The following is a 13,259-nucleotide window of genomic DNA, read 5'->3' as shown; positions in this document are numbered from 1 at the left end:
TTTCAGACTACTCTTTACTTCACTTTCCATTTCTCAGAATCCATTGCTCCTGAATCTCACCAAAATCTTCTTTTGTATCTGCGTCCATGAAATAATGGGTAGACTCAGATTCCAGAACAATCCCCTTATAATCAGGTGAACGCAATATCCCCGCCGCTCCTCGATCTCCATCTAATCCCTGTAGTGCTGGAAACAATGTCTTCGAGAACAAAGCCGGGGGCATAGCCGACCCATTGCTGACGCTAGCGACATAATCCATCTCCGGAGATTGTTCAAACGTTTGTATTAGACGGTTCACTAATGCTGTAGTAATAAATGGCTGATCCGCAAGCGCCACAACTACTGCATCGGGCTGTAAAGGTAATACCGCATTAAGGCCGCAGCGCAGTGAAAAAGACAATCCTAGATGTGCGGTTAAGCAAGATTCGGTACGTCTGGAGCCTTGCGGTTCAATCGCGGGTGGCAGCCATTCCAAGTTGTCATCCGCACGCACTACCACGATTAGCGGTTCTAGATTGCAACGATCCAATTCACTAAGCGCGACGCTCCCGAGTGAGACCTCCTGCGACAATTTCAGTGAAACCTTGGACACGCCCATCCGCCTGCTCTGCCCCGCTGCCAAATATATGCCTGCTACCTTCAATACTATCCGCTCCTTTGGGCAGCTCTCGTGAGCCCACCCTTCTAATTTGAATAATTTCTGCTATAATACTGACCGCAATCTCCTCCGGACCTTCTCCTCCAATCGGCAACCCTACAGGTGCATGCAAAGATGCAGGAGCCTCAAGCCCTTCCAGTAAAAGAGCTATCCGAGCTTTTGAACCAATAATGCCGATGTATAGTGGAGCCAGCGGAATTACACTCTCAAGGAACTGTCTATCCCGCCCAAGCTGATGACTACAAATTAGCACATAATCCTGCTGAGCTACGCCCAAGCGTTGAACAACCTCCGTAGGAGAACAAATGATTCGTTCCGCGCGCGAGAACTCATTTTGCAGACTCCCTTCACGCCAATCGGCTACCACAATCCGAAAGCCAACTCTGTCAGCAAGTTCCGCAATTGGAACCACATCACGTCCCCCGCCAAAAATCACAAGCCGCGGTTTAGGCACGAAAGACGTATGGAATGCTGTCAATTCTGCTGGAGCGGCCATAAAGCGACCTACCGCTAGGTTTTCTTTTGCCGAGTGGGATAATTTCGGATATTTCTTGCTCTGCGGCAGTTCATTGTCTGGATCCAGCTCCAGCTTATAGGCAAAACCGTTCTCCACTGCTTCGCGGAACAGAATTAGCTTCTCTCCCCTAGCCAATCTGTCACTCGCCTGCACCAAAAGCTTGTAGAGCTGACCCTGCACGGGTTCAAGCACCACTTTGATTTTGCCCCCACAGCCGACAGTCTCACCCCAGGACAGATCATCCGAAGACAACATATTGTATTCCACAATCTCGGGCAGCCCTCGTTCCCATATCTCAGAGGTACGTAACTCCAGATCGCTTTCCAAACAACCTGGACTCAGACTCCCAATCGTGCCCCCTTCAAAAAACAACATCACTGCCCCGGGTTTACGATACGAGTGTCCCTCTACCTCAATCAGTGTTGCCAGCACCGCAGGCGCCTGATGGGTTTGAATATGCGTTGCGATCTCATGTGTATTCACGAGGCCCCCTCCTCCGTGTTTGCATTTCAACCCAGACCTTAGTCCCGCCCAAGCATTTTCCGAAACATGAACACTAACTTCAGCCTCATTAGATCATTTATTTTTTTAAAATCGACATCCAAGAGCTCACTAAGCTTCTCGATCCGGTAGGTAGCCGTATTCCGATGAATAAACAACTTTTTGGCTGTCTCATTGACATGCCCATCGTTCTCTAGATAAACCTCCAGCGTCCGCAGCATTTCTCGCACATACTCCGGCTCACGACTAAGCAGTCCTCTAAGCGTTCCGTTGCAATATTTCTCCATGACCTCTGTCGGGATTTGCCCAAGAAGCAAGGACAGCTCAAGCTGCCGATAATGCACAACATTCCCATGCACCCCCTCAAACTGAAGCATCCCCATACATTCCTTCACCTCCGCAAAAGCCTCCTTCAGCCCATCCGGCTTCAATTTACAACTACTTATCGCAGCTCGTGGATAATACCCCTTGTCAAACTTCAGGTTGTCAAAACAAGCCTGGATTACATCCCGAAATTGCTCAGGACTCTGAAGAGCTGCCGGATAGATGGACAATAATCCTTGGTCTACAAGCACATGAATGGCCTTTAAATCCCGCAGTACGGGGTGTTCAGTGTATTCTTCTTTTAATCTAAGCAGCTCACTTTGGCGTTCTTCACTCGTCGTAGCAATATCGGTTAATAAGAGACAGAATGGCGATTGAAGCAGCTCTATCTCCAGCTTTACAGCAGACTGTACTAAATCGGAGTAAGATAAGTTACCATTTAGACAACGTCTCAGCAATCCACTGAACTCCCTATGTTCTGCCTGTTCAAAATAATCCTCGTATCCTGAGTGAATATGATATGAAATAAGTTCAGCACCCTGAACGAACAAGCTCTCTTCCACCGGGAGCAATAAAGGGTCGATGGAACAATACAATAAATATCCCGAGCACTTTTCTCCTTGTATTAGTGGTGTGCGATAACCTGTACGATCTTCTACACGAAAACGTTGATTACGATTCTGCCAGGGCCACCCCTCCAGCAGCTGTGAGGTCTGATATTCAGAATTGTTATAGATTACATCCCCGCGTGCGCTAACCACCACAAGTGAATGGCCAATCACTTCAGACACCGAGTCAAACAATGGACGGCTGCGGACAGATCGCAGGGCAAATTGCATCAGCTTTTTCTGCTTCTCCATTATGCTCTGCAAAACATGAGTGCTCCGGCTAAGCTCGGCTCGAAACAGGCCATTCATCTGATCCGAAAAAGTGAACTGGAACGGCAACTGGATTAAGGGGAAGTTAAGGCTCTCCGCTTCTGCGATTAGCTGCTCCGGTATTTTATCCCAAAATCGTCCCAGCTTAATACCCAAGGCCGATGAGCCCCTTCGATTCAGTGTTTGCAGCAAAGCAGAGGCATCCTCCAGATTGTCCTTGATTAAATAAGCTGTCGTTAGCAGCATCTCGCCTTCTTTGATCCAATCCGAAATATCAGGTGCGTCCATCACATTGATCGATTTCACAATTCGATGTTTCCCCTTGGACCCCGCGATAAGCTTCGCCTCGGACAAAGGATAAATGGACAACGCTTCTTCAACCGTAAGATGCATGCCATCCCTCCTTTTTAGGATCAATTGAACCATTTTTGATCCATAATGTTATTTTATGTAACATTATAATTAAAATGAACCTCCTTGGATTGAGTAAAATTAAAATTTAATGGTTATTACGTTAGTTAATATAACATTAAATGAACATAACTGATGAATCATTAATCTTTAGTTCACATCACTTGTGTGAGTAGTATAATTAGATCGGACAATATTAGGATGGATTTGGAGGGGATCTTTTGAGTAAAAAGCAAGTGTTTACGGGTTCACCCTGGGAGTCGGTGGTTGGATATTCTCGCGCCATCCGAATCGGCAACCGTATCGAAGTCGCAGGAACAACAGCCATGCAAGACGGGGAAGTAGTCGGTGTAGGAGATCCATACGCGCAGACGAAATTCATTCTACATACCATCGAAAAAGCGCTAAACCAGCTAGATGCTGATTTGTCGCATGTAATTAGAACAAGAATGTTCGTGACAGACATCTCACGCTGGGAAGAAGTCGGCAAAGCACACGGCGAATTTTTCAAAGATATTCAGCCTGTAGCAACCATGGTAGAGGTAAAAGCGCTTATTGATCCACTATTGTTAGTAGAAATAGAAGTCGAGGCATTCGTAGAATAGAGCTCGGACGAGGCATGGCACCTTCTTCACGGAAGGTGCTTTGTTTGCGTGTTCAGATGAAACGCGAGCGTGTCGCTGACCTTTATGGCGTGGGGCATTTTTACCCCTTCTTCCGGTAATATCGTCAGAATTCTTGGATTCTGGGGGATTTATACCCCTCTTTCCTGTAATATGGCCGGAATTCTTGGATTCTGGGGCATTTATACCCCTCTTTTTGGCTATATGAGCCAATTTCGCGCATTCTAAGGGATTTATACCGTTATTTTCAACCATATGAGCCAATTTCGCGCATTCTACGGGATTTATACCGTTATTTTCAGCTATACGAGCCAATTTCTTGAGTTCTGCGGGATTTATACCGTTCTTTTTCTTCACATGGAGGTGTTTACTGAAACGCTGGTCTTAAGCCAACTTTTGAGCACTGAATTTATCTTTTACTCTAACACACCATTATTGAGCCTACTTCATCACATTGAGATCATTTTTTTAAAGCCAATTTCACCTATCATCTCAAAACCCATCAAGTCCCGTCATCTCAAGACCGCCGCCAAACCTCCTTCACCCATGAGAGTAACCGAAGATCCTGACCATGTCCGGCGATAACCGACAATCCCAGCGGCAGTCCATTTGTAGAGAGCATAGGTAACGTTACTTGAGGCAGGCCTGCCAGTCCAGCTATACAGCTCAACATCATCGCCCCACTACGATTCTCCTCCAATTGACGTAAATCCCCACCACGCAGCGGTGCAGGACCAGGTACTGTCGGAATCACAAGACAATTATCTTCTCCCAGCAGCTTGCGCAACTGGGTAGAAATCTCCTTTCGCTTATTCTGAGCGATACTGTGGTCCTTGCCCGCTAAGCTGGCAGCCCAAGAGAACCGGGCTGCAATATCAGGCCCAAAAACTGGTTTCACCTTCTCAATCCAGGCGCTATGGGTTGTCCAGATCTCATTGCCTTGTAGCTCTCGAAAGACATCCATCCAGACTTTTAAACCTTCTCGAGCTATTTCAGTTTTGAGGAAATGATCAGCACCAGTCCGCAAGCGATTCAATCCGTCCACTAGAATACTTACATCCTTTGGGGCAACCAAATCCCAACAGTCCGTAGCGACAAATAAAGTCCCCATTTTCTTTTGTGAATCGTCCTCTTTATCCTTTCTAGAATTATATTCCACATTATTTCCTTTGCTCTTTGGTATCTGATCCTCTATGTTCTTTTGTATATTATTCTCCAATTCTTCCTCTTCATTTTTTTCCCTACCGTTCTCTAGATTCAATTCTAAATTTCCATCTATGCTCATCATTACCTTTTCAGTCATGCGTCCACTTCCAAGTAAAACCTCCCCAACCTTCTGGAGCATACCCATACGATCAGTCATCCAGCCTACTGTATCAAATTGCGGTGATAACGGGATCACACCTTCCATATTCACAGCACCATGCGTCGGGCGAAAGCCATATACTCCGCAATAGGCGGAAGGGACTCGAATAGAACCACCTGTATCTGTTCCGAGCGCAAAATCAACACTACCTGAAGCTACCGCTACTGCCGATCCACTAGAAGAACCACCCGGGATACAACCTGCGGCACGGGGATTTATGGGCGTTCCATAATGATGGTTCTCACCGCCCAGACTGTACATCAGCTCATCCGTATGAGTCGCTCCTCGAAGCGTCGCTCCCGACTGGAGCAGCTGGCGTACTACTGCTGCATGTTCTGTAGAGGGATTGTGGCTCCGCAGCCAATCTGGATTACCTGCAGAAGAGCTGTGCCCTGCGATCGCATACACATCTTTTACAGCAAAGGTCATTCCGTCCAATATCCCATTCCCTAAACGTCCGACTGTTAGCTCAGAATCTATGAACGCGCCATACCGATTATCCAGAATCATTTCTACTTCCTCCTCCCCTCACCATTCCTTCTCTGATCATAATCAACCCGTCATCCGTCATTTCTATTAAGAACCTATCGCTCCGTTAAACTAGGATTTTCCCATTTGCCTATCCGAGAATCCTCTCACGATATCCTTCCTACCAAATAACGGAAGGAGCAAATTGGGGGGATTTGGAGAGAGCATCTCACCCTACCAACCTATCGCCGCGCCATCGCAGCGCGGGTCTGTCCCCCCACTACGATATCCATTGTCATCTATGGATATCGCGTGAGCATGACCCACGCTCCCGTCATATGCTTCCACTTTCCGGACAATATGACCGGCTCCCGCCAGATCTGCCAGCACCTCATCCGCTACCCGTCCCTCTACCTTCAGCTCCTGCGTAGGTTCCCCCCACGTTCTCCCCCATACAAAACGTGGTTCACTTACAGCCGTTTGCGGATTCATCCCATAATGCAGCATCCTTGTAAGTAGCAACGTTTGAGTTTGCGGCTGACCTTCACCACCTTGCGTACCATATAGAATCACAGGTTTGCCCTCGCGGCAGGCCATGGCTGGCATCAGTGTGTGGAAGCTGCGCTTATGCGGTTCAAGCGTATTGATATGGCTCGGATCAAGCGAGAAAAACGAACCCCGATTCTGAAGCAGAATTCCTGTATTCCCAGCAACCACACCTGAGCCAAACTCAAAATACAGACTCTGAATAAAGGAAACCGCATTTCCCTCCTCATCCACCACCGCAGCATATGCAGTATCACTACCAATAGGCTGACTTGTCAGCTGTGCCGCTTTTTGCATCGAGATCGTAGAGGCTAGTTGCCCTGCATAGTTCTTATCCAGCAACTGCACCAATGGAATAGCACTAAAATCCGGATCTGTAAGCACTCTATCCCGATCGCGAAAACTCAGCTTCAGCGCTTCAACAAGCAGGTGGTAATATTCATAAGAATCATGCTCGATTTCTCCGAAATTAAAATGCTCCAATATATTAAGACTCATCAGCCCCGTAAACCCTTGAGAATTTGGCGGCACTTGATACACCCTATGCCCATGATATTCCGCATGTATCGGCTCAACCCAATCCCCCTGATGATCCGCAAAATCATCCCGTGTGAGATAGCCCCCGGCTGCCAGCATATAATCACAAATATCTTCAGCAATCTTCCCCTTATAAAAAGCGTCCCGTCCACCCGCAGCCAACGTCCTCAGGGTTGTCGCAAGTTGTGTCTGCTGAAATCTCGATCCAGCAGACACAGCCACTCCACCCGGCATATAAATCGCGGATGCCTCCGCCGACAACGCCGCTCCAGCAAACAGCGTATTATTCCTCTGGTCCGGCGACAGCGGAAACCCGCTCTGAGCATAGCCGATGGCTGACTCCAGCACCTCTGTCAGCGTTAAGCGGCCATACTTACTGAGCATGGCATCCCAGCTATCCACCATCCCCGGCACGGTGATGGCACTGCGGATCCCCCGCCTTGGAATAGCTCCCTCCCCGGCATAGCAATTTCTGCGAACTCCGTAACCCGACCGTCCACTTCCGTTATACGCCCGGACACGCGCCTCTTCTGTACTATAGGTCAACCAGAACGAATCCCCACCAAGCCCCGTCATATGTGGGTAGACTACAGCGAGCGTCGCACTAACCGCCACCGCCGCATCAAAGGCATTTCCCCCTTTTCCCAAAATGCGCGCACCCGCGGCCGAAGCTAAATAATGAGGGCTGACGACCATTGTTTTTGTGCCTATTACAGGTTTCTCCGCCATGTTCCCCATCTCCCTATTAACTTCTCGCTTAATTAATGTCATTTAACATTACATAAAAATCCCTTGTCAATCGGTTACGCTAAACCTCAAAATAACCATCCTCTTTTTTGTGATTCATGCACAAAGATTAGCTGATTTCTAGTCAACCTCGTAGCTTCACACATATGAATTGTATAGAATGGGCTCTAAACACAAGGGGAGGTCTCACGTGATATCCATCCATAAAGATTATGTACAATTAGCTATCGCCATGTTCAGAACTGGGATTGTCGGCTATGGCGGAGGGCCTTCCGTGATTCCATTAATCCGGCATGATGCGGTAACTCGCTACACTTGGCTGAGCGACGATGAATTCGGGGAGACATTGGCGATTGCCAACGCGCTACCGGGACCTATTGCTACTAAAATGGCGGCTTATCTTGGATATAAACTTCGAGGAGTTAGGGGGGCGATACTGTCAGTTCTGGCACATATTTTACCTAGCTGTCTGGCTATGATCATACTGTTATCGGCTGTAAATTATTTAAGTAGCTCAAAAGTAGTAGCTGGAATGATCGCGGGGGTATCTCCTGTCATTGCTGTCATGTTAGGAATAATGGCATATGAGTTTGCGCAAAAAACCTATAAAGGGCTAGGAAAATATCTCAGCGCTGTCTTCATCCTTCTCGCCTTACTTCTGCTACAAATAATTCACATACATCTAGCTCTCGTAATCGTGCTTTTTCTAGGTTACGGAGCCGTTCATTACCGGATCATCGCGAAGCAACAACAAGGAGGATCAAATTGATGGACTGGTTAGAGCTCATATACGGATTTTTCATGGCGAATTTGCTTGGATACGGCGGTGGTCCTTCCTCTATTCCATTGATGTATCAAGAAATCGTTCCCCATTACGGCTGGCTGACCGATGAACAATTCTCTAACATGCTTGCACTTGGCAATGCACTGCCTGGCCCGATTGCTACCAAAATCGCAGCTTACGTCGGCTATGATGGCTACGGCTGGTTAGGACTCATCGTAGCTTTGTTAGCAACCGTCTTGCCCTCCGCAGTAGCGCTTATTATCCTGTTAGAGGTCATGCAAAAACACAAGCAATCCCCCGTAGTGAAAGGGATGACATTGCTTGTTCAACCGGTTATTGCAGTTATGATGGCTGCGCTCACTTGGACAATGCTCAAAGGTCCTACGAACTCTATCGGAATCTGGCAAACACTGTTCATTGCCGCAATCGCATTCTGGGCCATCAAGCGGCTTAAGCTGCATCCTGCCTTTGTCATCTTAGCCGCTTTTGCCTATGGTGGTCTGGTACTCCGCTACACAGTCTAACTAAACTATTTTAAAATATATTGTGACAATACCGCCTGTACCTCATAAATATTCACGGATTTATTAAAGGTCTTCTTGAGTGGCACAGTGCTGCTGGAAATATAGATACATAACTCCGCATCCAGATCAAAGTGCCCTGCCGTCTCCACGGAATAATGCGAGATGCTTTTGTATGGGATGGAATGATAGTCCGTCTTTTTCCCCGTCAGTCCCTGTTTATCCACTAGAATCAGTCGTTTGTCTGTAAAAATAAACATATCTCTAATCAGCTTGTAGGCTCGTTCAATTTTCTCTTGAGGGGCAAGGATTTGTGCATATTCCCGTTGTACCTCCGCTAGATTTACTTGTGATGCATTACCCATCAATCCGTCAAAAATCGCCATATAACTTCCCCTTTTCATCTGTTATTTTTAGTGGCTTGTCTCCTCCCACATAGAACCATATTATTCCACATTTCATATTCTATGCAGTGTAAAACTTCGCTCTGCCATCTTTTTACTTGCTAAATTTCCGATTATTGTTTACACTGTCATTAAATTTGTTAAGAAAGGGGTGTGGAAGGAATGGATCACAATTGGACCAACAGTGTTATGAGTCGGCTACCTAAAGCGATAGCTGGCATTGCTCATGTAAATAGCGATAACGGGAGAAGTCTGTCCATTTCCATGAATTTAATAACACTACACAATTGTGAAATGCCTTTCCTGCCATCACCCGGACGGATCAGTTAACCGGAGAATGATAAGGCCGTGGGGAAATTTCCCTACGGTCTTTTTTTATGGTTTTTTACAGAATTCCAGTTTCGATTTAGGGTTCTGGCGGTGCAAAGGGCATTCTTAAAGGAGAATATATATGATTATTCAATGCCAAAATGTTCAAAAATACCACGGTGCACAGCTCGTACTAAATAGCATCACCTTCGATATCCGCCAAGGAGAAAAAATCGGTCTAATCGGCCGCAATGGCTGCGGTAAAACTACACTTTTCCACTTACTGAATGGCGAAGAGCGCCCCGATCAAGGGCAAATCTCAATTCGCAAAGGTAGTGTAGTAGGAATGCTGGCTCAAATTCAAGAGGTTAACGAAAAAGAAACCGTATATGAAGTTCTACAGCGTAGCTTTGTTGAACCTTTGCAATGGCAACAACGCCTGCGAGAACTGGAGCTTGAAATGTCCACCTTCAATACCGGAACGGATGAAACGCTATGGAATCGGCTGCTGAAAGAATATGGTAGCCTTCAGGATAAATTTGAGACCGCAGGAGGCTACGAAATTGAATCCACCATTCAGCGAGTTGCCATTGGTCTAGGAATCGGAACTGGGCAATATAACCGACTCTTCTCCTCTCTTTCTGGCGGCGAGAAAACTAAAGTCGGACTCGCAGAGCTGCTACTGCGTAGACCTGATGTACTTCTACTCGATGAGCCAACCAATCATCTAGACATGAACGCCATTGAGTGGTTAGAGCAGTACTTACAGAGCTATGACGGTACAGTGCTAGCCATTTCCCATGATCGTTACTTCCTCGACGCTGTAGTCAAGAAAGTGATCGAGATTGAGGATGGCGAGGCCTTTACCTTCCATACCAACTACAGCGGCTATCAAATAGAGAAGGAAACACGTCTACTTCAACAATTTGCTGATTATCAAGAACAACAGAAAAAGATAAAGCAAATGCAGGAGAGTATCAAACGCCTCATCGAATTTGGGAATCGGGGAACTCCCCCAAACCCTGCCTTTTACCGGCGAGCAGCTTCCATGCAAAAAGCACTGGATCGTATGGTAAAGGTTAAACGTCCTATTCTTGAGCGCAAATCGATGGATTTGCAGCTACAACAAAATGATCGCTCCGGGAATCAAGTCGTCATACTGGAGAATATCGGTAAGGCATATGGAGAGCGAAGCCTGTTTACAGACGCAAACGAAGTTCTTCGCTACGGAGAGACTACGGCACTTATCGGTGGTAACGGGGCAGGGAAAAGTACACTTTTAAGAATTATATTAGGTCAGGAGACGCCAGACACCGGAAGCTGCACGCTTGGTTCAAGAACCGTTGTTGGCTATCTCGCGCAAGAGGCTGTCCCTGACAATAACAAACAATCCGTACTCCGCTACTTCCGTGAAGAGGCCGGACTAGAAGAAGGTGAAGCGCGCGGGCAGCTCGCACGTTTCCTATTCTACGGTGCCGATGTATTCAAAGACATCACGAATCTATCCGGAGGGGAATGGACCCGCCTGCGTTTCGCTGTGTTGATGCATCGTAAACCAAACCTGTTAATTCTGGATGAACCAACGAACCATCTAGACATTGACTCCCGGGAAGCGTTAGAGGAAGCATTAGAAGAATTCCCAGGTACAGTGCTGGCCGTTTCACATGATCGCTATTTCATTAATCGTCTGTTCCATAAGCTCTGGTCCATTGAAAGTGGACGATTTGGAGTTTTCAACGGCAACTATGAGTATTACAAGGAGAAGCAAGCTGAACAGGCGTTAGCAGCACCAGTCTCTATTCCTGATCAGCCTAAACCTTTCTCTTCAGATGGAACCACTGCACGCTCCGGTAAGCCTCAATCTAACCGTTCCGTGAATGTTAATGTCACCACGGCTAACTCGTCCAGTTCCCGCAAGAAGAGTATCCACTTTGATTGGGAAAAGGCTATTGCCGAAGTTGAGGATCAGCTTGGGGAAATCGATGCCAAAATGCTAGATCCACTGATCAGTAGCAATGCGGCAGAGCTCGCCGAGCTACAGAAAGAACGCGATGCAGTGCAAGAGCAACTAGATGAGCTCTATGCGGGCTGGATGGAAACTGCGGGACACTAACGATTATTACATGAGGAGATACGGATATGAGCAACGAAACGAAGATTAAGCTTTTTTGGGAAGAATACACCCAGCTTCATCCACAAGCAGCGGATAACTACGAGGCTTGGGCCTTTGGCGACAGTCCTCAAATGGCCGATGAACTGCTAGATCTGGTGATCCGCAGGATTAAGACAGGAACCGCTTCGAACTATGAAATTTATGCAGTATGTGACGAGACCTTACCAGAAATTGGACGACATAGTATCCTGCTGGACGGCCGTGGTAATCCGCAAGCAGTGATCGTTACGACAGATGTGCAAATTACACCTTTTGATGAGGTAGGCGCTGACTTTGCCTATAGCGAAGGCGAGGATGACAGAACGCTAGAGTCGTGGCGCCATGAGCATGAGAAGTTCTTCAGCAGAGAGTCCTTAGCGTTCTTGAAGAAGCCTTTTGATCCAAAGATGAAGGTAGTTTGCGAGAACTTTAGACTGGTATATTCGAAATCTTGAGAAACTCAGGAAACTAAAAAGGCGGCCTCTTCAGTTACGAAGAGACCGCCTTTGATGTATACTATACAACTAATAGAGTTAGATAATTATTAAAATACGGCTCAGCGCCAAAACCCCAGAATCCAGCCAATCACAGAGATCCATAACGGAATGCTGATTAAGATACCCCAAACCAGCCCAGTGGCAATATTGCCCTCTGCAGGACGCACCACATTTTCCTGTTTCAATGGAATGCTCAACTCTTCTTGTTCCATGCGATCCCCTCCTAAAATTCTTATCGTCACAGTAGAGGAAAAAATGTAGACCGCTCGACCTAAAAGCTTAGAATACCAACTTTGTAAGTGCTTACATAATAGTTATTACCCATCATTTACATCATTAAAAACATCACTTTACGGAAGTCATATATAATATGCAAATTCTTAGTCCAATATTACTACTTTTTCTGGATTTCGTAAATATTCAAACATCGTTTCAATCTGCTCACTTGTATTCCTCTCTAATGAGAGCTCAGGCAGTTCATCTTCAGCAAAAAAGGATACTTCACTCGTCTCCACCCCTTGCAGCGCCTCGCCGCCTACAATTCTGCACAAAATAAAAAACTTATACACGTGATACGGCTCCGGAGGATGGTTATGAAATTTCTTATCTAAAACAGCCAGCAAGCGAATTGCTTCTGTCTCAAATCCTGATTCTTCTTGAATTTCCTTAACAACGACTTCACTCGGTGACAGACCGATGTCTCCCCAGCCCCCGGGAAGCGCCCACTTTCCATCTAATTTCTCGCGGACAAGCAGGATTCTGTCATCCTGAAAAACAACACCACGGATATCCACTTTCGGCGTAGAATAGCCACCCTCACTAGCAAAGGAGAGTCTTATTCTCTCCTTGCTTTCGAACGTATAATTAGCGAGGATATCTACACTTAGCTCCCGCAAAGCTTGATACCGTTCTATATCATAGACATCTTTAGCGTAAGTTAGTCCAGTCTGTGCGATGGCCTGTATTTCTTTAGCCCAGGTTAACCATTTCTGCTCCATTGCGGCACCCCTTTAAAT

At 46.6% G+C, this 13,259-nt stretch carries 14 protein-coding genes; 6 read left to right on the top strand and 8 right to left on the bottom strand.

Annotated elements, in window-relative coordinates:
• Positions 1-19: 19 nt before the first annotated feature.
• The 3 genes from MHI27_RS06850 to MHI27_RS06840 are packed head-to-tail and all read right to left on the bottom strand — an operon-like array spanning position 20 to position 3,271.
• Entirely contained in the window at positions 20-592 is a 573-nt protein-coding gene (locus tag MHI27_RS06850) for an NTP transferase domain-containing protein (protein ID WP_405175891.1), read from the bottom strand.
• Entirely contained in the window at positions 534-1,658 is a 1,125-nt protein-coding gene (locus tag MHI27_RS06845; protein WP_405175890.1) for an XdhC family protein, read from the bottom strand. The genes MHI27_RS06850 and MHI27_RS06845 overlap by 59 nt, the downstream gene beginning before the upstream one ends.
• 38 nt (positions 1,659-1,696) lie before the next feature.
• Complete coding sequence (locus MHI27_RS06840; protein ID WP_405175889.1) at positions 1,697-3,271, bottom strand: PucR family transcriptional regulator; 1,575 nt, start codon at positions 3,269-3,271, stop codon at positions 1,697-1,699.
• A 239-nt stretch (positions 3,272-3,510) separates the two neighbouring features.
• On the opposite strand from MHI27_RS06840, the gene MHI27_RS06835 reads away from it, so the two are divergent.
• A complete protein-coding gene (locus MHI27_RS06835) occupies positions 3,511-3,894 on the top strand; it encodes a RidA family protein (RefSeq protein WP_094871269.1) in 384 nt (127 codons plus the stop codon).
• Between the two features lie 535 nt (positions 3,895-4,429).
• On the opposite strand, the gene MHI27_RS06830 is transcribed toward MHI27_RS06835, so the two are convergent.
• Together MHI27_RS06830 and ggt are read right to left on the bottom strand one after the other, a co-directional pair.
• The gene (locus MHI27_RS06830; RefSeq protein ID WP_405175888.1) at positions 4,430-5,788 is read right to left on the bottom strand and encodes an amidase family protein; all 1,359 of its coding nucleotides are present in this window, start codon (positions 5,786-5,788) and stop codon (positions 4,430-4,432) included.
• A gap of 192 nt (positions 5,789-5,980) precedes the next feature.
• Positions 5,981-7,558, bottom strand: a complete 1,578-nt coding sequence (gene ggt / locus MHI27_RS06825) for a gamma-glutamyltransferase (protein ID WP_405175887.1) — start codon at positions 7,556-7,558, stop codon at positions 5,981-5,983.
• 208 nt (positions 7,559-7,766) lie between these two features.
• Here ggt and MHI27_RS06820 point away from each other — a divergent pair, with 208 nt between their 5' ends.
• Positions 7,767-8,345, top strand: a complete 579-nt coding sequence (locus MHI27_RS06820) for a chromate transporter (RefSeq protein WP_405175886.1) — start codon at positions 7,767-7,769, stop codon at positions 8,343-8,345.
• Positions 8,345-8,884 (top strand): chromate transporter, encoded by a 540-nt coding sequence (locus MHI27_RS06815; RefSeq protein WP_405175885.1) that lies wholly within the window; start codon positions 8,345-8,347, stop codon positions 8,882-8,884. The genes MHI27_RS06820 and MHI27_RS06815 overlap by 1 nt, the downstream gene beginning before the upstream one ends.
• Positions 8,885-8,889: 5 nt before the next feature.
• Here the strand turns inward: MHI27_RS06815 and MHI27_RS06810 are convergent, their stop codons facing one another.
• On the bottom strand, positions 8,890-9,267 hold the full coding sequence (locus MHI27_RS06810) for a PH domain-containing protein (protein WP_076298221.1): 378 nt from the start codon (positions 9,265-9,267) through the stop codon (positions 8,890-8,892).
• Positions 9,268-9,447: 180 nt separating this feature from the next.
• On the opposite strand from MHI27_RS06810, the gene MHI27_RS06805 reads away from it, so the two are divergent.
• From MHI27_RS06805 to MHI27_RS06795, 3 genes are all read left to right on the top strand, one after another.
• Positions 9,448-9,615, top strand: a complete 168-nt coding sequence (locus tag MHI27_RS06805) for a hypothetical protein (RefSeq protein WP_341127419.1) — start codon at positions 9,448-9,450, stop codon at positions 9,613-9,615.
• 121 nt (positions 9,616-9,736) lie between these two features.
• Positions 9,737-11,707, top strand: coding sequence for an ABC-F family ATP-binding cassette domain-containing protein (locus MHI27_RS06800; protein WP_405175884.1), 1,971 nt, complete (start codon positions 9,737-9,739; stop codon positions 11,705-11,707).
• Between the two features lie 26 nt (positions 11,708-11,733).
• On the top strand, positions 11,734-12,201 hold the full coding sequence (locus tag MHI27_RS06795; protein WP_042125149.1) for an ASCH domain-containing protein: 468 nt from the start codon (positions 11,734-11,736) through the stop codon (positions 12,199-12,201).
• Positions 12,202-12,302: 101 nt separating this feature from the next.
• On the opposite strand, the gene MHI27_RS06790 is transcribed toward MHI27_RS06795, so the two are convergent.
• Together MHI27_RS06790 and MHI27_RS06785 are read right to left on the bottom strand one after the other, a co-directional pair.
• Complete coding sequence (locus MHI27_RS06790; protein WP_156113065.1) at positions 12,303-12,455, bottom strand: hypothetical protein; 153 nt, start codon at positions 12,453-12,455, stop codon at positions 12,303-12,305.
• Between the two features lie 168 nt (positions 12,456-12,623).
• A complete protein-coding gene (locus tag MHI27_RS06785) occupies positions 12,624-13,241 on the bottom strand; it encodes an NUDIX hydrolase (protein ID WP_042185753.1) in 618 nt (205 codons plus the stop codon).
• Between the last annotated feature and the right edge of the window lie 18 nt (positions 13,242-13,259).

The organism is Paenibacillus sp. FSL H8-0261 (assembly GCF_045040645.1).
Lineage (GTDB): Bacteria > Bacillota > Bacilli > Paenibacillales > Paenibacillaceae > Paenibacillus_AQ.
The sequence above is the reverse complement of the archived record's forward strand: the minus strand, read 5'-3'. Positions and strand labels throughout refer to the sequence as shown.

Excerpts from the sequence above, each read along its gene's own strand:
- MHI27_RS06815 (WP_405175885.1), top strand. The coding sequence starts at position 8,345 with ATGGACTGGTTAGAGCTCATATACGGATTTTTCATGGCGAATTTGCTT.
- MHI27_RS06830 (WP_405175888.1), bottom strand. The coding sequence starts at position 5,788 with ATGATTCTGGATAATCGGTATGGCGCGTTCATAGATTCTGAGCTAACA.
- MHI27_RS06795 (WP_042125149.1), top strand. The coding sequence starts at position 11,734 with ATGAGCAACGAAACGAAGATTAAGCTTTTTTGGGAAGAATACACCCAG.
- MHI27_RS06800 (WP_405175884.1), top strand. The coding sequence starts at position 9,737 with ATGATTATTCAATGCCAAAATGTTCAAAAATACCACGGTGCACAGCTC.
- MHI27_RS06785 (WP_042185753.1), bottom strand. The coding sequence starts at position 13,241 with ATGGAGCAGAAATGGTTAACCTGGGCTAAAGAAATACAGGCCATCGCA.
- MHI27_RS06810 (WP_076298221.1), bottom strand. The coding sequence starts at position 9,267 with ATGGCGATTTTTGACGGATTGATGGGTAATGCATCACAAGTAAATCTA.
- MHI27_RS06790 (WP_156113065.1), bottom strand. The coding sequence starts at position 12,455 with ATGGAACAAGAAGAGTTGAGCATTCCATTGAAACAGGAAAATGTGGTG.
- MHI27_RS06805 (WP_341127419.1), top strand. The coding sequence starts at position 9,448 with ATGGATCACAATTGGACCAACAGTGTTATGAGTCGGCTACCTAAAGCG.
- MHI27_RS06840 (WP_405175889.1), bottom strand. The coding sequence starts at position 3,271 with ATGCATCTTACGGTTGAAGAAGCGTTGTCCATTTATCCTTTGTCCGAG.
- ggt (WP_405175887.1), bottom strand. The coding sequence starts at position 7,558 with ATGGCGGAGAAACCTGTAATAGGCACAAAAACAATGGTCGTCAGCCCT.